The sequence below is a fragment of the bacterium genome, from assembly GCA_018812485.1.
Lineage (GTDB): Bacteria > JAHJDO01 > JAHJDO01 > JAHJDO01 > JAHJDO01 > JAHJDO01.
The window spans coordinates 1-23,531 of record JAHJDO010000029.1 but is presented as its reverse complement, the minus strand read 5'-3'; the positions used below and the strand labels follow the sequence as shown (position 1 = coordinate 23,531).

23 protein-coding genes are annotated in these 23,531 nt (G+C 37.1%); 19 read left to right on the top strand and 4 right to left on the bottom strand.

Annotated elements, in window-relative coordinates; translation table 11 throughout:
* Positions 1 to 2 precede the first annotated feature (2 nt).
* From KKC91_02050 to KKC91_01965, 18 genes are all read left to right on the top strand, one after another.
* Positions 3 to 1,094: a pilus assembly protein PilM gene (locus tag KKC91_02050; protein MBU0477334.1), complete on the top strand. Its 1,092-nt coding sequence runs from the start codon at positions 3 to 5 to the stop codon at positions 1,092 to 1,094.
* Positions 1,094 to 1,780 (top strand): hypothetical protein, encoded by a 687-nt coding sequence (locus tag KKC91_02045; GenBank protein MBU0477333.1) that lies wholly within the window; start codon positions 1,094 to 1,096, stop codon positions 1,778 to 1,780. Before KKC91_02050 ends, KKC91_02045 begins: the two co-directional genes overlap by 1 nt.
* Entirely contained in the window at positions 1,777 to 2,325 is a 549-nt protein-coding gene (locus KKC91_02040; GenBank protein MBU0477332.1) for a type 4a pilus biogenesis protein PilO, read from the top strand. Before KKC91_02045 ends, KKC91_02040 begins: the two co-directional genes overlap by 4 nt.
* Before the next feature lie 86 nt (positions 2,326 to 2,411).
* On the top strand, positions 2,412 to 2,777 hold the full coding sequence (locus KKC91_02035) for a pilus assembly protein PilP (GenBank protein MBU0477331.1): 366 nt from the start codon (positions 2,412 to 2,414) through the stop codon (positions 2,775 to 2,777).
* Positions 2,774 to 4,192: a type IV pilus secretin PilQ gene (gene pilQ, locus KKC91_02030; protein MBU0477330.1), complete on the top strand. Its 1,419-nt coding sequence runs from the start codon at positions 2,774 to 2,776 to the stop codon at positions 4,190 to 4,192. The genes KKC91_02035 and pilQ overlap by 4 nt, the downstream gene beginning before the upstream one ends.
* Positions 4,193 to 4,207: 15 nt before the next feature.
* A complete protein-coding gene (locus KKC91_02025; GenBank protein MBU0477329.1) occupies positions 4,208 to 5,125 on the top strand; it encodes a diguanylate cyclase in 918 nt (305 codons plus the stop codon).
* 25 nt (positions 5,126 to 5,150) lie between these two features.
* On the top strand, positions 5,151 to 6,071 hold the full coding sequence (locus KKC91_02020) for a diguanylate cyclase (GenBank protein ID MBU0477328.1): 921 nt from the start codon (positions 5,151 to 5,153) through the stop codon (positions 6,069 to 6,071).
* 29 nt (positions 6,072 to 6,100) lie between these two features.
* Positions 6,101 to 6,634, top strand: a complete 534-nt coding sequence (locus KKC91_02015) for a hypothetical protein (GenBank protein ID MBU0477327.1) — start codon at positions 6,101 to 6,103, stop codon at positions 6,632 to 6,634.
* 2 nt (positions 6,635 to 6,636) lie between these two features.
* On the top strand, positions 6,637 to 8,337 hold the full coding sequence (gene pilB / locus KKC91_02010; protein MBU0477326.1) for a type IV-A pilus assembly ATPase PilB: 1,701 nt from the start codon (positions 6,637 to 6,639) through the stop codon (positions 8,335 to 8,337).
* A gap of 4 nt (positions 8,338 to 8,341) precedes the next feature.
* Complete coding sequence (locus KKC91_02005; protein MBU0477325.1) at positions 8,342 to 9,553, top strand: type II secretion system F family protein; 1,212 nt, start codon at positions 8,342 to 8,344, stop codon at positions 9,551 to 9,553.
* A gap of 4 nt (positions 9,554 to 9,557) precedes the next feature.
* Positions 9,558 to 11,156, top strand: a complete 1,599-nt coding sequence (locus tag KKC91_02000; protein MBU0477324.1) for a PAS domain S-box protein — start codon at positions 9,558 to 9,560, stop codon at positions 11,154 to 11,156.
* Positions 11,149 to 12,513, top strand: a complete 1,365-nt coding sequence (locus KKC91_01995) for a sigma-54 dependent transcriptional regulator (GenBank protein ID MBU0477323.1) — start codon at positions 11,149 to 11,151, stop codon at positions 12,511 to 12,513. Before KKC91_02000 ends, KKC91_01995 begins: the two co-directional genes overlap by 8 nt.
* A 9-nt stretch (positions 12,514 to 12,522) precedes the next feature.
* The gene (locus tag KKC91_01990; GenBank protein MBU0477322.1) at positions 12,523 to 13,614 is read left to right on the top strand and encodes a PilT/PilU family type 4a pilus ATPase; all 1,092 of its coding nucleotides are present in this window, start codon (positions 12,523 to 12,525) and stop codon (positions 13,612 to 13,614) included.
* A 176-nt stretch (positions 13,615 to 13,790) separates the two neighbouring features.
* Positions 13,791 to 14,837: a type IV pilus twitching motility protein PilT gene (locus KKC91_01985; GenBank protein ID MBU0477321.1), complete on the top strand. Its 1,047-nt coding sequence runs from the start codon at positions 13,791 to 13,793 to the stop codon at positions 14,835 to 14,837.
* Positions 14,834 to 15,451 carry a hypothetical protein gene (locus tag KKC91_01980; GenBank protein MBU0477320.1) on the top strand — a complete coding sequence of 206 codons (618 nt, stop codon included), beginning with the start codon at positions 14,834 to 14,836 and terminating at the stop codon, positions 15,449 to 15,451. Before KKC91_01985 ends, KKC91_01980 begins: the two co-directional genes overlap by 4 nt.
* A 58-nt stretch (positions 15,452 to 15,509) precedes the next feature.
* Entirely contained in the window at positions 15,510 to 16,061 is a 552-nt protein-coding gene (locus KKC91_01975; protein MBU0477319.1) for a sigma-70 family RNA polymerase sigma factor, read from the top strand.
* Positions 16,051 to 16,497: a hypothetical protein gene (locus KKC91_01970; GenBank protein MBU0477318.1), complete on the top strand. Its 447-nt coding sequence runs from the start codon at positions 16,051 to 16,053 to the stop codon at positions 16,495 to 16,497. The genes KKC91_01975 and KKC91_01970 overlap by 11 nt, the downstream gene beginning before the upstream one ends.
* Complete coding sequence (locus KKC91_01965; protein ID MBU0477317.1) at positions 16,494 to 17,927, top strand: hypothetical protein; 1,434 nt, start codon at positions 16,494 to 16,496, stop codon at positions 17,925 to 17,927. Before KKC91_01970 ends, KKC91_01965 begins: the two co-directional genes overlap by 4 nt.
* Here the strand turns inward: KKC91_01965 and rsmD are convergent.
* The 4 genes from rsmD to KKC91_01945 form a co-directional block, all read right to left on the bottom strand.
* The gene (rsmD, locus tag KKC91_01960; GenBank protein MBU0477316.1) at positions 17,897 to 18,508 is read right to left on the bottom strand and encodes a 16S rRNA (guanine(966)-N(2))-methyltransferase RsmD; all 612 of its coding nucleotides are present in this window, start codon (positions 18,506 to 18,508) and stop codon (positions 17,897 to 17,899) included. The two genes, KKC91_01965 and rsmD, sit on opposite strands and share 31 nt — an antisense overlap.
* Positions 18,509 to 18,655: 147 nt before the next feature.
* Entirely contained in the window at positions 18,656 to 20,743 is a 2,088-nt protein-coding gene (recG, locus tag KKC91_01955) for an ATP-dependent DNA helicase RecG (GenBank protein ID MBU0477315.1), read from the bottom strand.
* 10 nt (positions 20,744 to 20,753) lie between these two features.
* Entirely contained in the window at positions 20,754 to 21,125 is a 372-nt protein-coding gene (locus KKC91_01950; protein MBU0477314.1) for a DUF1844 domain-containing protein, read from the bottom strand.
* A 17-nt stretch (positions 21,126 to 21,142) separates the two neighbouring features.
* A complete protein-coding gene (locus KKC91_01945; GenBank protein ID MBU0477313.1) occupies positions 21,143 to 22,438 on the bottom strand; it encodes a sulfatase-like hydrolase/transferase in 1,296 nt (431 codons plus the stop codon).
* A gap of 172 nt (positions 22,439 to 22,610) precedes the next feature.
* On the opposite strand from KKC91_01945, the gene KKC91_01940 reads away from it, so the two are divergent.
* A partial coding sequence (locus KKC91_01940) for a DNA gyrase subunit A (protein MBU0477312.1) occupies positions 22,611 to 23,531 on the top strand: 921 nt, incomplete at its 3' end.

Sequence of the window (23,531 nt, the reverse complement as noted above, 5' to 3'; positions counted from 1 at the left end):
ATTTGACAGCAGCATTTCATAATAGTAGAATCAGACTTATGATACCTAAATCAATTACAAAACTTTTCAGCACAAAACCTAAATCCAGAACCAGTTTAGGATTAGATATAGGAAGCAGCGCTGTCAAGATTGTTGAGCTTACTGGAAATGGAGATACTTTATGCTTGAGTAAAGTTGGTGTAGCTGAAATAATTGGAGATAATAAGGACAGTGTAGTTACTGCCATTAAGAAGGCTTTCGCAGAAGCGCATATCGAAACCCATAAAGTTGCTGTCGGAGTTTCCGGACAATCAGTAATTGTAAGATATATTCGTGTTCCAAAGATGTCAGAAGAAGACTTAAGCGCTTCTTTGAAGTATGAAGCTGCAAAACACATTCCTTTTGATATGAATGAAGTGGAATTTGACTTCCAGGTTTTGGATAACGTAGCAAGCGAGACAAACATGATAGAAGTAATGCTTGTCGCTGTTAAGAAAGACTTAATCAATCAACGGTTGGAGCTGTTAAAAGCCTGTGATCTGGAGCCGGTTGTTATTGATGTTGATTCTTTTGCCACTATAAATGCCTTTGAACATGCGCTCAGCTCTGTCTTTAAGAAAAATGATAATGTAATTTCGCTTATAAATATTGGCGCTCAGATGACGAATATAAGCATACTTGATAATGGCACTTCAAGGCTCACAAGGGATGTAAATATTGCGGGAGCAGATTATAGCAGGGCTATTAGTGAGGATCTAGGTATTAATATTAAAAAAGCTGAAGAGACAAAAAAAGCAAAAAGCAGATCCAAGGAAGTAACAGAGACGATAAAACATATTACGAGTAATCTCGTTAATGAGATACACATGTCGTTTGATTACTATGAAAGCCAAGTTCCTGATAAGAGTATCGCAGATATATACTTAAGCGGAGGCAGTTCACAGATTTCCATAATAGGCGATATCATGCATGAAAAAATTGGAGTAGAAACGCACATTTGGAATACAACCAATAACCTGAAAATATCAGACGAAATCAGTGCAGAGAGAATAAAAAGACTTTATCCATTTCTAACAGTTGCTGTTGGGCTTGCTCTGAGGAGGCTAAATAAATAATGATTACGATAAACCTGCTCCCCACTGAGTTAAGAAAAGCTAGAAGAAGTCTAAAATTGCCCGGGATGGAAATATTCATAACATGCGGCATAATATTGGGTGTTGTAATGGTTATTATTTATCTCATCAGCTTTTCAAGCGCAAAGTTCATGGGATGGACCCATAACAAACTGGTAGCTGAATATTCTAAATTAGAACCAATAATGCGTGAAGCAGAGAAGTTGGAAGGCGCAAAAAAATCTATTGATAAGAAAATTGCTCTTCTTGGAGGACTTATTCATTCCCGAATTATATGGGCAAAGAGATTAAACCAGTTAAGCGATATACTGCCTACTCAAACGTGGCTCACAAAGATGGCTGTTGAAAAAATGACCGAAATGGTTTCTGTAACGCCTGATGGTCATGGAAAGGCAGATATCTCAACGAAAGCGAGTCCTGACGCAGGTAAACAGGTTAAGAATAGCTACAATGTCTTTATTCTGGAGGGCATGGCTCTGTCAAGAGAAAATGAAGATATGACAAGACGCATTGGAGACTTAATTAAAAAAGTCAGGGAGGATAGTATTTTTTCAAGCGACTTCTCCAGTGTCAGCCTTGTATCTACCTGTCGGGTTAGTGTGGCAGATGTAGATATTATGTCATTTAAAATAGGATGCAGGTTTGCCCCAATGGGGTTTAAGCAATGAAAAAGAATGAACGAATTATCTTATTTGTTATTGCAGCTTTGGGAATTCTTATAGGTTATTATTATTTATTAACACCCCAGATTGCACGGATTTCCCTCTTGAGAAAAAACATAACACAGAAAAAAGCTGAAATACAAAAAGCAAAGATTATGGTTTCTAAAAAACCTCAATTAGAACGTGAATTTCAGACAGTGCAAAAACTAATAAAAGAATACCAGAAACGCATGCCTGGAGAGGATGAAATTCCTGACTTTCTATCCTCGCTGACAGATATTGCTAATGAATATAAAGTTAAATTAATGTCTATTGATCCAGGCAAGTTAAAGACATCAGGTAAAGCCAGTATATATACTGAATACCCGATGGCGCTCGGTATTAAAGGTGGCTATCACCAAATAGCCAGATTCGTGAACAAACTGGAGAATCTGGAGAGGTTCGTTAAGATAAATCATATAAATATTACCTCAGATAAAAAGGATGAGTTAAAACATACTGCTGATATCTATCTGAGTATATTTATTTTTCAGGAGACAAAATCCAAATGACCAAAACAATGTTTCGAATTTTTCTTTGTTTTGCCACTTTGTGCCTCCTCTTGTCTTCCGGCTGTTCAAAGCCCGAGCAGAATAATGTGAGTTTATCAACACAAAAGAAGGTTAATGTTTCAACGGAAAAAATTTCAGAACCTAAGAATAGAGAACCTGTTTTTGTGTATAACACTCATGGAAGAAGAGACCCATTTATTCCCCTTATATCAGAGAATAAGACCGTCATGGCTCCGACTGGCTGGAGTTTTATAAGTTCAAAATTGCCCGAGATGAAAATAGAAGGAGTTCTATTTGATAATACTAAACCTCTTGCCATTATAAACGATAAGATTGTTGCGGCAGGAGATAATATCAGCAACTGCAAAATTGTATCAATAACCAGAGAAGAAATAGTGATCAGATATATGGATAAGGAATATAGTGTAAAAATGAGTGGAGATAAATTATGAGGAGATTACATGTTTTTTTAGTACTTGCAATGTGTGTTGGTCTGGTTTTTAGTTCTGTCTCATATGCGGGTAATCAGCTAGAAGGCGAAAAGATCACATTAGACCTTAAAGACGCTGATATACGCAATGTTATAAGAATGCTTTCCCATAAGGGAAATGTCAATATAGTTGCAGGGGAAGAGGTAAAAGGAACGGTCTCGCTTCTTTTGCAAGATGTAGGTTGGGAACAAGCGTTACAGACAATTCTTGATGTCAGCGGGTATGCTTACGAGCGAGAGGGAAATTTGATAAAGGTTATGACCGCAGAGAAGATGAAAAAAATAAAAGGGGAACAGCTTGCCATTAAGGAGACTACAAAGGCAGAGGCAGAGTTAGTAACAAGAATTTTCTCTCTAAATTTTGCAGACGTTGAAAAGCTCCAGAAATCAGTTACAAAAATGCTTTCATCAAGAGGGAAAATTGAGAGCGATTCACGCACAAATACCCTGATAGTCACTGATATTCAGGAGAATATTGACCAAATAGCAGAAATTGCGCAAAGATTGGATATTAGAACTCCTCAAGTTCTTATTGAAGCAGCTATTGTAGATGTAAAAATAACAGGACAGACTAAATATGGCATTGATTGGACCTCAACAAAAACTGCAAAGGGAGTGTCAGCGACAAGCGCTACGAAAAGCGGAACATCGGTAACTGATGGTAATTTTTCTCAGTCGCTGACTACAGGATTGCAGCATGTCATTACTGGCTTCGGTGTTGACCAGTGGAATATCGGAGCAACTCTTGAGTGGTTAAGATATAACGCAGATGTGGAAATACTTGCCCGACCCAGGCTCTTAGTTCTTGATAATCAGGAGGCGAATATAGAAATAACAGAGAGTATCCCATATACAAAAATTACAGTTAATCCCGATGGAACACAGATGACAACAATTGACTTTAAAGAGGTGGGAACATATCTTACCGTAAAGCCCCACATAACAAATGACGGGTTTGTCTCCATGCTTGTTAAGCCAAAACATAGTTTTTCAGTAGGTGAATATAGTTCTGAACCTATAATAGACGCGCGCTCATTAGAGACGAGTCTATTGACCAAGGATGGTCGCATGGTCATAGTTGGTGGGCTCAGACGAAACTATACCACGATTACCGTGTACAAAGTGCCAATACTCGGAGATATTCCGTTGCTTGGTTATCTTTTTAAGAAGAATACGACTGAGAAAACAAGGATGGAATTAATTGTGCTTATAACTCCCACTATTGTAACAGAGAAGACTGAATTGACCGAAGAGGAAAAAACAAGGGTTAAGCAAATGGATGAAACATGGGAGAAAACAAATCCTGATAAAAAACTACCGACAAAAATATGGAGAGGAACTGATATAAATCTGAATATTGATAAAATATCAAGATAATAAGGAGTTGCCATTATGAATAGAAGTGCAAAGCTGCATGCTCGTCGTAATATTTTTATAAACATCGCTCTTGTAATTATTATGCTGATATTGATAGGTGCGTGTGTTTTTTTAGGCGCATACGCGTTACCATGGGATCAGGTTGTGCTTTATGTCAGCATAGCTATTCTGCTTGTTGTTATAGCACTTTTAATGTTTCTGATTAAAAAAATTAATACGAACGTAGTGAAGATGATGGCAAAAGCTAAAATGGCAGATGATCCGGAATTAAAAGAAATTGGAATAGACGAATTGGGCGTCTCATTGGATAAAATTACAAAAAAGCTTAGAGGGGATATGTCTGATCTTTATCAAACTGAGGCAAAAATAAGCGGTCTCAGCTATGAAATCAATAGATTGCTTGAAAAAACCAATTCCTTAACCATTACAGACAAATTAACGGGCTTATATAACTTGAAATATTATGAAGAATATTTGAACGAAGAGTTGAAACGGGCAGCCATGTATGAGCGTCCATGTTCTATAATTGGGTTTGATGTTGACAATCTAGATGTATATTTGAAAAAACTTGGCGGAAATATTAAGAATAAGGTTCTAAAGAAGATTGCAGGTATCCTGAGGGAGAATGCAAGAGATATTGACAAGATAGCTCGTTGCAAGGATACCATATTCTGCATTATTTTCCCTGAGATCAATAAAAAGGAAGCTTATGCTCTTGCTGAAAAAATAAGAAAAGCGGTTGCCAATGAATCTATACCAGATGCAAAAAGCATAATAAAAGATACAAAGATTACTGTAAGCGCAGGGATAGTTGCCAACCCCGTTGATGGCGATATTGCAGAAGAATTAAATAATAAATTATATCGCACAATTAAGCAAAGTAAGGAAGAGGGCGGAAACAGAGTGACAATGTTTCCAACCCGCTCAGAATAAAAAGCGTATCTAAGGAGATGTTATCATGAAAAAAAATACGGGTAAATCAACAATAGAGGAACGTGCTAGCTATAGATTTTCTATTGTCTTTCTACTTGTGGCTACGGTTCCTATTTTAGTAGTTATAGGTCTTTTAGCTACATATGCATTCTCATGGGATAAGATTCTAAATAATATTAGTGTAGTTATTCTGTGTGTTATCATAATATCCTTGATGTTTTTAATTAGAAAGATCAATGCTGATATATTGAGATTAATGGCAAAGACCAAGATGGCAACTGATAAGGACTTAGAAGAGGGAGACCTAAATGGATTAACGAGTTCATTAGATAAAATCACAGGAAAGCTTAAAGGAGATATGTTCGATTTTTATAAAATGGAGGCAAAAATAGGTAATCTCAATTATGAAATTGGTAGATTACTCGAAAAAACCAAAGCCTTGGTCATCACAGATAATCTGACGGGTTTATATAATTTAAAATATTATGAAGAATATCTGACCGAAGAGCTTAGACGAGCAGCTATGTATGAACATCCCTGTTCATTAATTGGGTTTGATGTTGACAATCTGGATATATATTTAAAGCAATTTGGTGAGAATATTAAAAATAAAATTTTGAAAAAAATTGCGACTATCTTAAAGGAAAATGTCAGAGAAATTGATAAGGTTGCACGTTGCAAGGATACCGCATTCTGTATTATTCTCCCTGAAGTTAATAAGAAAGACGCTTATACCTTTGCTGAGAAAATAAGAAAAGCAATTGCCAGTAAATCTATACCAGATACAAAAAGTATAATAAAAGACACAAAAATCACAGTAAGCGGAGGAGTAGTTGCAAACCCGATTGATGGTGATACTGTAAAGGAATTAAATGACAAATTATATCGCGCAATAGGACAGGCTAAGAAAGATGGCAGAAACAAAGTAACAATATTTCTGAGCTAATATTAAAAACACTATTCGGGAAAAATCTTATGCCAAGGACTATTAGAAAACAGCTTGGGAGAATACTTATAGAGAGAAACATTATTACTGGACACCAACTGGATGAAGCATTAAGAATTCAGGAACTAAAGGGTGGTTTTCTGGGTCAGATTTTAGTTAGTCTGGGATCTGCGACTGAGGAACAGGTGGTTAACGCCCTTACTTCTCAGTTTGGATTCCCATATCTCCCTTTGAAAAACTATGAGATTGATCAGGATATACTCAAGTTAATTCCGGAATCAATCATAAGGCATTATCACCTAATTCCTATAGATAAAATGGATAATATCATAGTATTAGCCATGGCTGACCCGCTAAACGATGCTGCAATTGAGGATGTAAAGATTGCCACTAACTCCAATGTGAGAATCTTTGTCAGTGGAGGAGAGGATATTGAAGATATTATTACTCGTTATTTTGGACCGGGGAAACGTAAAAAAATCACCAGAACAACAGAAGAATATATGACAGATGTTGACTTTAAACAGTTGGTAAGAGAGAAGGGAAATAAAGAAAAATTATGATTATGTCTTTAAAGGACAACCTATCAAGAATTCTACTTGATGGAGGAATAATTACAGAGGAACAGTTAAAAGAGGCACTCCATGATCAGAGGGAAAAAGGCGGCAGTTTAAGCCGGATTATTTATAAAAAAGGCTTTGCTGATGAGAAGACCCTTATGGCGTGCTTAAGCGAGCAATTAAATATCCCTCCGATAAATCTTTCAAAATTTAAAATTTCAAAAGAGGTTATAGAAACAATACCGAAGACAATTGCCAAAAAGTATTCCATTGTTCCAATCTCTAAGATAGGAAAAACCCTTACGATTGCCATGCTGGATCCTCTTAATGTGTTTGCTCTAGACGATTTAAAAAGCACTACTGGATACGAGATAGATCCTGTAATAGCCACAGAAAAGGATATTCTCAATGCTATTGACCAGTATTATGAAGTATCTTTTGATATGAAAGAGATTTTAAGGGACATTGATATTAAGGAACCTGCTGAGAAAAGGGAAGAACTAGATTTAGAAAAACTCTTAAGGGAAACTGAGGAAGCTCCAGTTGTAAAAATGGTTAATTTTATTCTCGCTCAAGCAATTAAGGAGAAAGCAAGCGATATTCATATTGAACCGGAGGATAAGGCATTGCGCATCCGCTATCGCGTTGACGGTGTTCTTTACGAGAGGTTGTCTCCACCTAAAAAACTTCAGGCTGCGCTAATCTCTAGAATAAAGATTATGTCCAATCTGGATATAGCAGAACGAAGGCTTCCGCAGGATGGCCGTATGAGGATTGTATTGAATAATAAGGAAATAGACTTTCGCGTATCAATTCTGCCAATAATTTTTGGGGAAAAGGTGGTATTGCGTATTCTGGATAAGAGCAGTTTAACACTGAATCTGGAGAAATTAGGATTTGGGAAAAAAGAGCTGGAAATATTTACAGAATCTATTTCCAGACCGCATGGAATGATCCTTCTAACCGGACCGACAGGTAGTGGTAAAACCACAACGCTTTATTCTGCGTTAAGCAAAATAAATACACCAACTAAGAATATTATTACAGTTGAGGATCCTGTAGAATATCAGCTAAAGGGAATCAATCAGGTGCAAGCTCACTCAGATATAGGTCTGACATTTGCCGGCGGCTTACGATCTATATTAAGGCAGGATCCTGATATTATAATGGTTGGAGAGATAAGGGATTTTGAAACTGCTGATATTGCGATAAAATCCGCTCTGACAGGTCATTTGGTCTTCAGCACTTTGCACACCAACGATGCTCCCGGAGCAATTACAAGGTTAATAGATATGGGGATTGAGCCGTTTCTTCTCTCATCTTCTGTAATAATGGTTGCTGCGCAGAGACTCATGCGAAAAATATGCGAAAACTGCAAAGAAAAAATTGATCTGCAGGAAAAGGCAAAAGAGAATTTTGCCCATATTCTACAACAGCCAATTTCCAAAATATCAGATTTAACAATATATAAAGGAAAGGGCTGCGAGCTTTGTAATGACACTGGATACAAAGGCAGAGTTGCTGTTGTTGAAATACTAAAGATAGATGATGAGATCAAGCAACTAATTATGAACAAGGCCACTTCAGGTGAGATTAAGGAAACTGCTGTAAAAGGCGGAATGAGAACATTGCAGGAAGGTGGTATAAGTCTGATTAAAAATGGCACAACTACTATAGAAGAAGTTTTGCGCGTAACAGCGGAATGAAAGCATGCCGACATATAAGTATATTGCGATTGATAAAGATGGAAAGAGAATAGAAGCTCTTCATTCTGCTGAAAGCGAAAAAAATCTCGTTAGCACTCTCAGAGCTAACCAATTAACAATAGTCTCTATAACTGAACAAAAAAAAAGAGCATCTATATTTAAGAAAAGTACTAAAGTAAAGTCCTATGATTTAATTCTCTTTAGCAGACAGTTGGCTACAATGGTTAATGCAGGACTGCCTCTGGTTCAGGGGCTGGATACACTTGCTGACCAAATAGAAAATCCTTCTTTAAAAACACTTATTAGAAAACTGGAAGATGATGTGGAGGGAGGAGAAAGTTTTTCTCAGGCTCTCTTAAAACACCAAAAAGTGTTCTCGGAATTTTATGTAAGCATGGTAAGGGCAGGGGAAGAAAGTGGTACATTGGATGAAATCCTTAACCGTCTTGCAACATATCTTGAGAATTCCGCCAAACTTGCCAGAAAGGTAAAATCTGCTCTTGTGTATCCAGCAGTGGTTACTGGTATGTCTATCCTTATAGTTATGGTTTTAATATTGAAAGTAGTTCCAACGTTTAAAAATATTTTTGATGCTTTTGGCGGAACTCTTCCTCTTCCGACAAGAGTACTTATAGGAACGAGCGAAATTCTCAAAGATTATTTTCTGATTGTAGCAGGAATCTTAGCTGTTGCTTTCTTCTTATTACGTAAATATGTGCGGACTGAAAAAGGAAGACTTCAGTTTGACGGATTGAAACTTCGTATAATTATTTTCGGCGCTCTCATGAAGAAGGTAGCTCTGGCAAAGTTTGCAAGAACACTGTGTACACTGATAAAGAGCAGTGTTCCTATTCTTAAGGCGCTTGAAATAGTTGGAGCTACTTCAGGGAATAAGGTATTAGAGAAAACTCTTAGCAGTGTTGGAATAGGTGTTAAAGAGGGGAAAAGCATTGCAGAGCCGCTTAGTAAAAGTAAATTTTTCCCAGCAATGGTTGTCAGGATGATATCGGTTGGTGAAGCAACAGGCGCCCTGGAAGATATGTTGACAAAGATTGCTGATTTTTATGAATCCGAAGTTGATGCTGCAGTAGACGGATTAACCTCTGTGATAGAACCTGTTTTAATCTGTTTTTTGGGCATAATAATAGGTGGTATTGTTATTGCCATGTTCCTGCCAATACTCAAGATGAGTACTCTGGTAACAGAGGGTTTCTAAGAAGATGCAACTCACTGAATCCATCCAGGAAAAAGTCTCCCGGCTTAAAGCATTAATGATCGCAAGACTTCTCATAGTAACAGCTATGCTTGGTATAGGAACTTTTGTGTTTCGGGCAGAGAATATCCCCTTTTACTGGTTAATATCTGTAATGTTTCTTTTGACCATAGCATACAGCATTCTTTTAATAAAAAGAACATACCTAGATACCCTAATACGTATTCAAATTATTGCGGATATGATATGGATTGGTATATTGGTCTACTACTCCGGCGGAATAGACAGTATCTTTACATTTTTATATGTTATTTCTATAATTGCAGGCAGTCTGTTAATCCCTCTTGGAGAGGGATTGGTGTTAACTTCGTTTGCAGTGATAACTTATTTTGCAATTATCATTCTGCAGTATAATCCTGAATTTTTGCCTAAAAGCGTGGTTATATACGTTACCTGTTTTCGGGCAATAATATTTTACCTTGTATCAATATTAAGCGGGACACTTGCAAAAACCCTTAAGCATAAGACCAAACAGCTGAGAGAATTACAGAACTTTACAGATAACATATTGCAAAACATGGCTAGCGGGCTCATAACTGTTGACTCCAATGGAATGATATCATATTTTAATCAAGCTGCCTCAGACATCCTCGGATATCAAAGAGAAGAAGCCGTGGGAACTGCATGGAAAGAGCTGTTTCCTGATGGCAGGATTAAGATAGAGAATTATATCAATAAGAATTTTGATTTAGAGAGACATTCTTTCTTACAGTTTGGAGCCAACATTCAGAGAAAAAATGGCGATCTGTTGTTAATCGGTTTCAGCGTTTCGCCACTAAAAACTGATGATGGAGAGCTTGAAGGGACAATATTTATTTTTAGAGATTTAAGCGTGATCAAAGAACTAGAACGCAAATTAAGCCAGAATGACAGATTAGCCCTTATGGGAAAGATGTCAGCAAAAATAGCGCACGAAGTCAGGAATCCTCTCGCTTCCTTGAGAGGTTCTGCTGAGATGCTGAAGGAAGATGATAAAATTAGTCATAGCAGCAGAAAGTTACTGGAACTAATTATCCGTGAATCTGATAAGATCAATGAAAGAGTTACAGGCTTTCTTAATCTGTCAAAACCAGCAAAACCCAAGTTAAAAAGATGCAACATACATGCAATAATTAAAAATGTTTTGGTTTTACTAAGAAGTCGGGGTGATGTTAATCCTGAAATCAATATAGAATATAATGTAAATAGCAATAAGCTATTTTCTCTTGTAGATGCAGAACAAATAGAACAGATGTTTTTGAATCTATGTCTTAATGCACTCCAGGCAATGCCTGAAGGTGGAACTCTCGCAATAGAGGCAGATACGAGAGATGAAATGATAGAGGTTAGATTTACTGATACTGGCAAAGGACTATCCGCTGATGAGAAGAAAAGTCTTTTTGACCCATTTTCAACAACAAGTGAGAAGGGGACAGGCCTGGGGTTAAGTATTGTCAGAGAAATAATAGACGCTCATAACGGACAAATAGAGGTTATTAGTAAAAAAGGGAAAGGGAGTAGTTTTATAGTTAAACTTCCTGTAGTTGAGAATAAGGACAATGCCTAAGAATAAAATACTTGTAATTGACGATGAGAAGAGCATGCTTGAGTTTCTTTCAATAATGCTTACAAAAGACGGTTTTAGTGTTGCTGTTTCAGACAAGGGGCAAGAAGGCATAAACATGTTTAAAAAAACTCATTTTGACCTTGTAATCGTTGATATAAAAATGCCGGAAGTTAGCGGTATAGATGTATTGAAATCTATAAGAAGTTATGACACTAGCGCTGTTGTTCTGATGATTACTGCGTATGCTTCAGTAGATACAGCGATTGAAGCGATGAAACTAGGCGCTTTTGATTATATTGCAAAGCCATTTAAGATAGAAAGGATCAGGGTTGTTATTAGAAAAGCTCTTCAGCAGAGGGAATTGCTTGATGAAAACATAAATCTAAAAAAACAGTTAAAATCTGAGTATGATTTTAAAAATATAATAGGCAACAGCCTTCCTATTAGAGATGTTTTTGATAAGGTGAAAAAAATCTCGCACACAGATGCAACAGTTCTTCTTTATGGAGAAACTGGCGCTGGGAAAGAGCTTTTTGCCAGAGCAATACATTATAACAGTCTTAGAAAAAGCAGCCCTTTTATATCAATTGATTGCGGAGCATTAACTGAAACATTACTTGAGTCTGAACTCTTCGGGCATGTAAAGGGAGCATTTACAGGAGCTATAGAACATAAAAAGGGATTATTTGAGGCGGCAGACGGAGGAACGATTTTTCTTGATGAAGTTGGAGTGGCTTCTCCACAGATACAGACCAAGCTTCTGAGAGTTTTGCAGGAACACGAAATAAAGCGGGTTGGAGGAAACAAAAGTATTAAAGTGGATGTAAGGGTAGTAGCAGCTACTAATACAGATTTAGAACAACAGATAAAGGATGGTAAATTTAGAGAAGACTTGTTTTACAGGCTGAGTGTTATTCCAATAGTACTACCTACGCTACGTGAAAGAAGAGACGATATTCCTTTGCTGGTAAGCCACTTCTTAAAAAAATATGCCCGGAAAGCTGGTAGTAAAAGCAAAAAGATATTACCAGAAGTTGTGCAGATCTTAATGAAATATAACTGGCCTGGAAACATAAGGGAACTGGAAAATGTAATAGAAAGAGCTGTTATTCTCGAAGAGAGAGATACCATTTCTATAGAAAGTCTTCCTGATAAACTGCTAGAGCAGGAAATAGAAATAGACGAAGATCGTCTTATTGCAGAAGGATTAAAAAACACTGTTGAACAAACAGAAAGGAATATAATACTTAAAGCGTTCCAAAAATGTGCAGGAAATCAGTATCAAACAGCAAAAAAATTGAAAGTCTCCAGACAAAACCTGCAATATAAGCTGAAAAAATATAGAATAATTGAGTAGAATCAAGCTATGGATATTAACAAGTTTCTTAAGATTATGATGAAGAAGAAAGCTTCTGACCTTTATTTTAAGGTGGGGAATGTTCCATATATAAGAGTTAATGGAGAACTCCAGCCTGCTGGAAAGGAGTCTATTTCGTCTAAAGACATGGATGAAGCTGCCAATATCATTCTTGCAAGCCAAAAAAGGGCAGGCATTGCTGAGAAGGATGAGATAGATACTAGTTATACTGTGCCTGAATTAGGAAGATTTAGAGTTAATATCTTCACTCAGAGAGGATATACTGGTATCGTGATTCGTTCATTAAAGACAGAGATTCTGGGTTTTAAGGAGCTAAATTTACCTGTCGACATCATGCAAAAATTATCAATGGAAAAACGTGGGTTGATCCTTGTTACAGGTAATGCCGGTAGCGGGAAATCAACCACACTTGCAGCAATGATTGAGTATATGAATACTAATAGAAGAGCCCATATTATAACAATTGAAGATCCTATAGAGTTTATTCATGAGGATAATAAGAGCATAATTGAACAACGTGAAGTAGGCATTGATACAAAAGGGTTTAAGAGTGCCTTGAGATACGTTGTCAGGCAGAGTCCTGATGTCATATTAATAGGTGAGATGAGGGACACTGAAACTGTGGAGACTGCAATAATGGCTGCTGAGACAGGACATCTTGTTTTAAGCACACTTCACACTATTGATGCAATTCAGACAGTGGAAAGGATTATAAATTTCTTTCCTCCACACCAGCACAGCCAGATTAGAATGCAGCTTTCATTTATACTTAAAGGAGTTATATCTATGCGGCTTTTGCCATTAGCTTCTGGAGAGGGAAGAATACCAGCTCTGGAAATAATGCTTGCAAGTCCTACTATCAGAAAACTCGTGCTGGAAGGACAAACAGGAAAAATCTATGACACAATAAAAAACAGTAAGGATTTCGGTATGCAGACATTTAATCAGTGTGTTGAAAAGTTTTACAAGGATAGGTTAGTATCATATGAAGATGCGCTTTCTGCCTCAGATAGCCAGGCAGAATTCAGATTAAGAACAAAAGGCATATTTTCTACTAGTAGAACGCTTAAAGATGTATGAAAATGACAGAGAAGATTAAATTCGAAGCACGAAGCACGAAATACGAAACAATATTAAATAACAAAAATACAAATGTTCAAAACATTGTTTTGAATTTTAAAAATTTGAATTTAGAATTTGGTTCGAGTTTCGGATTTAGAATTTCGGATTTTTTTAATACTTAAAAGGAGATTACTATGGATATTCAAGATTTATTGAAATTGACAATGGATAAAGGAGCATCAGATTTACACATAACAGAAGGCGCTCCTCCTATCTTGCGTACAGACGGCAAACTTGTTTTTACGGACTACAGTCCTTTGAGCGGGGATGACACTAAGAACATGATATATAATATACTAACAGATGAGCAGAAGGTTGAATTTGAGGAAAACTGGGAACTTGATTTTTCTTTTGCCATACCTGACTTAGGCCGTTTCAGGGTAAATGTTCATCTTGAAAAAGGGAATGTTGAGGCAGCCTTTAGAAGTATATCATTAAATATTAGAACACTCAAAGACCTTGAGATGCCTTATGTTGTTACAGAGCTTTCACGCAAACCAAACGGGCTGGTTTTGATTACTGGGCCGACTGGCGTTGGAAAAACCACAACGCTTGCAGCAATGATTGATTTGATAAATAGCGAGAGGGCTTCTTTGATTATTACAGTTGAGGATCCTATTGAGTATCTTCATAAGCATAAAAAAAGCATAGTAAAACAACGTGAAGTGCATTCTGACACCAAGTCTTTTGCAAATGCATTGAGACATGTTTTGCGCCAGGATCCGGATATAATATGTGTAGGTGAGATGCGTGATTTAGAAACCATATCTACAGCTCTAACAGCCGCAGAGACAGGTCATTTGGTTTTAACAACCTTGCACACGCCGGATGTTGAGCAAACAGTAGATAGGATTATAGATGTTTTTCCTCCTCATCAGCAGCAACAGGTCAGAATCCAGCTTGCGGGAAGTATTCAGGGAATAGTTTCTCAGCAGCTTTTTCCCAGGACAGATAGAACCGGAAGAATAGTCGCAACAGAAATTCTTGTTGCAACTCCTGCTGTGAGAAATGTAATAAGAGAACAAAAGACAGAACAGATTTCTACAATACTTCAAACTGGCGGCAAATTCGGTATGCATACCATGGATAAATCCATTAAGGAATTGTATCAACGAGGTGCTATTTCTTACGAATCAGCTATTGCAAAAGTCAAGAATCAGTCCGAATTCAAGAAGCTGTGAGAGAAAAGTATCAGGACGTCTTAAAAAAATCCATCCATATTCTCGCCGTACTTGTTGTTTTATGGTTTGGGCAGAAAAGTCTTAAATTATTAAGTATTGCAAAGCAATCAGGAGATGTTGGCGGCGCAATTGGCAATCTGCTCATAATGGTTTTTTGGGCTCTGTGTCTTGGATTTCTATTGGCTCCTGATTTCTCCGGCTGGCTGGCTGACAAATTCTTTGAACTCATTTTCCCCAAAAATAAAGGTAAGGTATTAAAGGAATACAGCCGTATAAAAGCGTTAACTGCTCAGGGATATTATGACAGAGCAGTAGAGGAATATAAGAAAGAGCTTGATAATGACCCTATGAATCACAACCTGATGCTTGAGATTGCTCAGATATATCACGAAAATCTTAAAAGTTTCGATTTAGCTGTTGAATACTATAATAAAGCATTGGATTTCATTACGGATAGCAATACATGGGTATTTGTAAAAAACAGGTTAGCTGATATCTATATCAATAATCTGAATAGTAAAGATAAAGCTGCTATTGTATTAAATGATATAATTACAAAACTCCATGATACCAAACACGCCCAGCAAGCAAGTGATAGAATAAAAAACCTGTAATTTTTTTAGACAAATTTCCGAAGGATTCCGTCTCTATATATGAAGGACAAAAAAGAGCATGACATCTGGCCGTGTTGAGAAAGAGATAAAGGAACTACTAAGAGATGATAATCCAAAAGCGCTTGAAATTATCTACGACTATCTGGGGAGAAAGCTTTATGGATATCTACTCACTATATTGTGTTCGGAAGAAAAGGCAGAGGATGTGATGCAGAACGTATTTGTAAAGATTGCAGAAAAGAGGGATAGAATTGCAAACGCAAATAACATAACGGGATATATCTTCAAAATAGCGCGAAATGAAGCTATGGATTATTTTAGAAGACAGCCCAAGCGTCATGAGAACATATCCAGATACGAAAATATTCTCTGCTTAAAAGAAGAACATAAAAATAGAGTTGATGAAGAAGAAATAAAGGAGATATCCAAATCATTGGGAACTATGCCTCAGAGGCAAAGAGAAGTAATAAGCATGAAAATTTTTCAGGAGATGACATTTGAAGAAATTTCAAGAGCTTTGAAAATTTCTCAGAATACGGCAGCAAGCCGCTACCGCTATGGGATAGAAAAGCTAAAAAATAAGCTCAGGGTATTTAAAAATGAAATATGACGATATAGAAAAATACCTTTCAAACTTCAAAATTAAGGAGCCTAAAAGGGAGCTAAGAGATAAAGTTCTCCTTCAATCAAAATCAGCATGTGCAAAGAAGAAAGAATTTTCTTTCGGATTCAGCTTAAGCCTGTTTGCTAAGGGCTATGCTTATGCTCTCATATTGGTTTTAATTGTAAGTATCATCAGCGCAAAAATTGACAGTTCTTTAACTGATAATCTGCTTAACGGCAGGATCACAGTCGCAAAACATGTTGAAGTAAATAATAAGGATATGGAAAAGCTATACGCAGAGTTAGGAATTGACTGCAAACACTACATATTACTGGCAAAATTAATCCCTAAAGAACAGGATTATGAAATACAAACAAATATTTTTGAACAGAAAAAACAGATAATGAAAGAATTAAACTTAACAAATGGAGGATTGTCATGAGAATACTGAAGAAAATACTGAAATGGGCAGGAATTGTCATAGGCGGATTATTAATACTGAGTATTATTGTTAATACTGTTCTAAACATTGTGTGGGGGCGAGAGCTTCGCGCCAAATTCGCAGAGCTAAAGGCAAAGGGTGAGCCAATAACCATTGCAGAGATCAGACCTGCTCCAGTGCCTGATAAAGAGAATGCAGCTGTGCTCTATAATAAAGTGTTTATGCTTATGACGTCTGGAGAAGGGGGGATTCCTTATATCCCAAATAAAGAAGGCGGCAAACTTAACAAAACAATTGCAGTTATTGAAGATGTCAAATCTTTTTCAGACATTTCCAAATGGACAGAGAAACAAAGGCAGGAAATCCCTAAACTGGTTAATTCTTCTGATATGCAATACATCTACGCTCTTGTTGAACAAGCTTCAAAAAGGCCTGAATGCAATTTTAATTTGAGGTATGAAGATGGAGCTAGCACACTTCTTCCCCATCTATCAAGAATGAGAGATGGGGCAAGATTGTTATGTATAAAGGCGTTAATTGAAGCCGACGCAGGAAAAGCAGACAAAGCTTTTGAAACAATTCTCACGGGATTAAGAATATCTAATCATCTGAAAGATGAACCTGTTTTAGTCTCTCAGCTCGTAAGAATAGCATGTGATATGATTATGATAAACTGTATAGAGTCGTTATCAGAGGAATATAGTGTCTCTCAAGAAAAAATGAGAAATCTCATTATTGAGCTAGAAAATCATATTGGATCAGAGCCATTTAAGAAGGGCATGGATGGAGAAAGAGTCTGCTTAGGAGGAGTAGAATTTAATAAGCTGCTTAACGGAAAACATTCTATAAAAGAATTGAAAGTTCTTTTTGGCAGCGATGAATTTCCCCTCAAATTAGCTTATCTAGAAGCAGCACCTCCCTTTAAACCGCTTCTCAAAAAAGATTTTGCCTGCTATATGACTTTGCTCTCTGAGATGAAAGAGCTATTATATGACATGTCATATTCTGAAAGTCTAATTACAGGCAGAAATCTAGAAATTAAGCTAAGAACAGGTATCCTTAAATACTGCGCGCTGACAAGAATGCTTGTTCCAGCATTAACTGAAGTCAGAGAATGGATGTCACTTCACGAAGCAGAAATTCAGGTATGCAGAATAGGGCTTGGCCTCAAGATTTATAAAGCGAAATATGGGACATATCCAGAGTCATTATCTAAACTCGCTCCTGATATTCTAAAAGAAATCCCCAAAGATCCATTTACAGAGAAAAAGCTTGTTTATCGAAAATTAGAAGATGGATTTATACTTTACAGCCTCGGACCTAATATGAAAGATGATGGAGGAACACCAAGATTCAGAGGCAAGGCAAAAACTGACGCTGAAAGAATAACAGAAAAGAACTATGATATTGTCTGGAAATGTGAGAAGTAATGCAGGAGTATCTTCCAGGAATCTGTTTGTTTGAATTTGTAAATAGCCAAAACTGTATCGCCGTATCTTCTTGATTTAACATGGCATAATTCTTTAATGTTCGGGCAAGGCGGTGTGTTTCTTTTGGAATGTTCAATAACTAAGACAGCTTCGCTATTCAGTATATCTTTAAGATGCGTATTGTTCATAATCTTCTCAATCTCTTCTGTGTTATATGGAGGATCCATTAAAACAATGTCAAATTTCTTATTCTTATTGGCAAGAAAGTTTATAGTTTTGCATGCATCTCTCACATACGCAGAACCTTTGACGTTCAACCCAAACTTATTCAAATTTTTACGGATAACGCGTACACATTCTGGATTGTTATCTATAAACACAACGTTCTTTGCTCCTCTGCTGAGCGCCTCTATTCCAAGACTGCCTGAGCCAGCAAAAAGATCAAGTACTTCTGCATCAATAACCTGATCACCCAGTATACTAAACAAAGCTTCTCTGACTCTGCCTAACGTAGGACGTGTTTTTCTGTCAGGTATTGTTTTTAATATGGACCCCTTATTATTTCCTGCAATTATACGCATCTTTTTCTAAATCCGAAATCCGAATATCGAAATCCTAAACAAATCCAAAATCCTAATTTTCAAAATTCTAAACATTGTTTTGATCATTTGTATTTTGGTCATTTGATATTGTTTCGTATTTAGTGCTTCGTGCTTCGAATTTAACCATTATCCTACTTTTGCCAGATCAATCCTGTGTTTGAAGCTCTGCAGAAAATTTCTCTTAATAAGATAATTCTCTTTGGCTGAGAGTTCAGGATCAGACTTAATTATATTTACTGCCTCTTTTCTAGCAATCTCCATTATATCTAGATCTAAAATTATATTGCCGATTTTTAATTCAGGCAGACCATGTTGTTTTGTTCCAAAAAATTCTCCAGGACCTCTAAGTTCCAGATCCTCCTGCGCAATCCTAAAACCATCCTGTGTTTGTGTCATAACTGTCAAGCGCTTCAGCGCTTCAGGAGTTTTTGGTATGCCATACAATATGCAATATGATTGGTCTTTGCCCCTGCCAATTCTGCCCCTAAGCTGATGAAGCTGTGACAGACCAAACCGCTCAGCATTCTCTATCAACATTATAGTTGAATTAGGAATATCTATACCAACTTCAATAACCGTTGTAGACACCAGTATATTAATCTTGTTTTCGCGAAACTCCTGCATTACCTTTTCTTTATCTTCGCTTTTCATTTGCCCATGCAAAAGCCCTATTCTTAGATTCGAAAATACTTCCTTCTTAAAATGTTCAAAAAGCTGAGTAGCCGCAACAGCCTCTATTATATGCGACTCCTCGATTAGTGGAGAGACAACATATGCCTGCCGCCCTCTTTTTATCTCTTCCTCAATAAACTCATGCACTCCCTGAAGCTGTGACTTTGATACCCAGTATGTTGATACAGTGCCTCTCCCAGGGGGAAGTTCCCTGATCGTAGAAATATCCAAATCTCCATATACAGTAAGTGCAAGAGTTCTGGGTATAGGCGTAGCAGTCATCACCAGAACATCAGGATTAAGTCCCTTCTTTCTCAATATGTTACGTTGCAGCACGCCAAAACGATGTTGTTCATCAATTACCACAAGTCCAAGCCTTTTGAATTCAATGTTCTCTTGAACTAATGTATGTGTTCCAATAATAATATCATTAATTCCATTGCGTATATTTTCTGTAATCTCCGTACGTGATTTCTGAGTGGTGCTGCCAATCAGTAAATTAATTTTTATACCGATTGGAGCCAACGCCTCTGCCATATAAATGTAATGTTGTTCTGCCAGTATTTCTGTCGGCACCATTATGGCTCCTTGATAACCATTTTCAATACTAATCAGCAACGCAGCAATTGCAACAATAGTTTTTCCTGATCCAACTTCGCCCTGGATTAATCTGTTCATCTGTTTTTCAGATGTCATATCCCGATTTATTTCATCTATAACTCTATGCTGCGCATCAGTCAGCTTGAATGGCAAGGTCTTGAGAAATTGCTCCAGCAGTCTTCCTTTATTTTGATGTTTTATACCAAGCTGAGGCTCTGAAATGGAGGCCCTTTTTAAAAGAATTCCTAATTGCAATAACAGAAATTCATCAAAAACAATTCTTCTATAAGCCAAGTCCTTATCCTTCCACATCTTAGGAAAATGGATATTTAAAAGAGCATGCCTAGTATTTATCAGCTTGTGTCTAGCTTTAACGTCCTGCGGAAGCATGTCATTTATCTGATCAAGGCAGTTATCCAGAGCATTTTTAATCATTCTTCTTATTCTGCGCTGGGATATGTTTTGGGTCAACGGATAAAAAGGGACAACTATTCCTGTATGAATTAGTTCTTCTGTTTCGCTTTCTTTGTCTTCGGAACGTAAAATTTCATAAGACTGGCTGGATATTTGTAATTCTCTGCCGTATAGCTGAACCTTACCGCTTACAACAACCTTTGTACCGATCTTGAACTGTTCTTCTAAAAATGGCTGATTAAACCATGCAGCGTATATTATGCCTGTGCCATCATCAATAGCTACCTTGAGTATGCTTAGATTTTTCTTTAATTTCTGAACTCCGCTTGTCAGAACTTTTCCACTAACTGTGTGTTGCGCTCCAATACCGAGCTTTGCAATAGGAGAAAAATTACGCCTATCTTCATATCTCCGAGGGATATAATAAAGAAGGTCTTTGACTGTTTGGATACCAAGACGTTCAAAAAGCGCAACTCTTTTCGGACCAACGCCTTTCATATATTGGATAGAAGTATCCAGTTTAAGCATTAAGATACAATCATGTTTTGGCGGATTCTTTATTTGATTCTACATACTTCATTCGTAAGTCGTATAGAATATTGTCTATTAATCTGGATTCCTCACTGGTAAGATTGCCTTTTGTCTTTTCTTGGATCATTGTTATAGTATCTATTGTGTACTTAGCTGCATCTAAATTCTTTTCTTCTTTCTTTGTAATGGGATTTGGATAGAGCCCCAGACTCATCATTGCCTGCATGCTGAGACTGGTTATAAACATCATAAAATTTACCTCTAATGGAGGCATCTTAAATTCTTCTTTCTTTTTATCCTCTACTACCTTTTCCTTCCAATCTTTATCTTCCTTTTTGATATTGAATTTTATATCTTTCTTTTTCTTTTCTTTGCCCATAGCATCCTCCAATTATATTATTTATTTAAAAGAAACGATGGCTTGTCCATCAGGTTATGCAGTTTTTTCTTAAACTGGTCTGTTGTATCTTTTGCTTCGCTGACCAGGTTATGCTTTTCGCCAGGATCATCCTTCAAATTATACAATTCATAGCAGCATTTATCTTTATTGTTTGGATCATAATTATATATAAATTTCCACTCAGGCGTTCTTATAGCGTATACCTTTCTTTCATCACCTTTCAGGATCTGCCAGCCACATGGCCGTGTTTCCAGATATGCCTCTTCCTTAAAATCCACCTGTTCGCCTTTTATAAAAGGCATAAGTGAATGTCCTTCTGTCTCTTTGGGCATCTCAAGTCCCATAATATCAAACAGTGTCGGCATGACATCAATCAAAGAAACCTGGCTGTCAATCACCTTCCCTTTTGGAAGTGCTTTAGGATATCTTATTATTAGAGGAACTCTTACAACTTCATCATATAGAGTACCAGTAAGCGAACAGGATGCATGTCCTACGGAGCCTCTCTCACCTATTTCTTCTCCATGATCCGAGGTTACAACAACTATTGTATCATCCAGAAGATTCAAATCCTCCAGTTTCTTCACATAACCCTCTATTTCCTCATCCTGAGATCTTATTTCTCCATCATATAAAGCTATAATAGCAGGGATATCCTCTTCTGAGAGAGTCAACACCCCTGCACTCCTCCCATGAGTTGCCTTGTCCTTTCCTGAAACTGATTGTTCCCGTTCATGCCTGCTTAAAAGGCCAGGTTTATGTATAATCATTGTTGACTTGACAACTTTAAGTTTTTGTTTTGTGGATTCACTTATCTGGTAATCACCCGGCATAAACATAGTATCGTAAGGTATCTTTGGATTGTATGGAAGATGAGTCTTGTAAGGTATATACCACAGAAAGAACTTCTCATCATCCTTGTGGTCTTCAATGGCTTTATTTAAATCTTTTACTTCTTCAGTATATCCTAATCTATTATAGAACCATGCGTCGTATCCAGCTATTTTATATCCTTTTTCTCCAAGAATATTAAAAGGCGTCTTCCACGGTTTCCACAGCTCTCTCCATCTCTCCCAGGTTGGTGGTCCATCAAGCCCATGAGTAAAAGGAGTCAATCCTGTAAGAATAGAAGCTATACCAGGTAGAGTATGAGAGGAAGTGCTTATTGTGTTTTTGAAAAGCACTCCTTCGCTGGCCAGCTTGTCAAGAAAAGGACTTGTTTCCTTCGGATAGCCATAACAATGCAAATTATCAGCCTTCAAAGCGTCGGGTATTATCATTAATACATTCATCTTTCGTCCTATGATTTAACTATGTACATGCAAAAGAATTTAATTTTACCGTATAAATTATTATACTTTTCTTTAGTCTTGTCAAGTTCCACTTTGGCAAAAAAAATTATTTGGAGTAAGGCGACTAAACATGTTATACTCCGAGTCTGAATATTGAACTAGAGGAGAAGCAATGGATACAACAGAAGGGAAGATAGACTTAGTACATATAGAAGATGAAATGCAAAGGTCTTATATAGACTACGCTATGAGTGTCATTATCGGACGCGCTTTACCTGATATCAGGGATGGACTAAAACCTGTTCATAGAAGAATTCTATACGCAATGCATGATCTGGGTATTTCAAGTAATAAATCCTATAAAAAGTCTGCCAGAATTGTTGGTGAAGTTCTAGGAAAATACCATCCGCACGGTGATACAGCTGTGTATGACACAATAACCAGAATGGCGCAGGTTTTCTCATCCAGAGAACCATTAATAGATGGACAGGGTAATTTCGGCTCCATAGATGGTGATTCAGCGGCTGCTATGAGATATACAGAAGTAAGAATGTCCCGAATAAGCGAGGAGCTTCTTACGGATATTGAAAAAGAAACGGTGGATTTTGTGCCGAATTTCGATGAATCCCTTCAGGAACCTGTAGTACTTCCTGCTAATGTGCCAAATTTGCTGGTAAATGGCTCACAAGGCATTGCTGTTGGTATGGCCACAGATATTCCTCCACATAACCTTGGAGAGATTATAGATGGGGTTGTAAACGTAATTGATAATCCAGACGTCACAATTGATGAACTTATGCTTATCATTAAAGGTCCTGATTTTCCAACAGGTGCCACTATATATGGAAGGAAAGCTATTAGAGATGCCTATCATACAGGAAGAGGACTAATTCAGGTTCGGGCAAAAGTAGAAATTGAGAATATAAAAGGAACTGATAGGGAACAAATAGTCATAACAGAAATTCCATATCAGGTGAATAAAGCAAATCTAATTACAACAATAGCGAATCTTGTGAGAGATCATAAGATAGAAGGAATATCCGACCTGAGAGATGAATCCGATAAAGATGGATTAAGGGTTGTTGTTGAATTA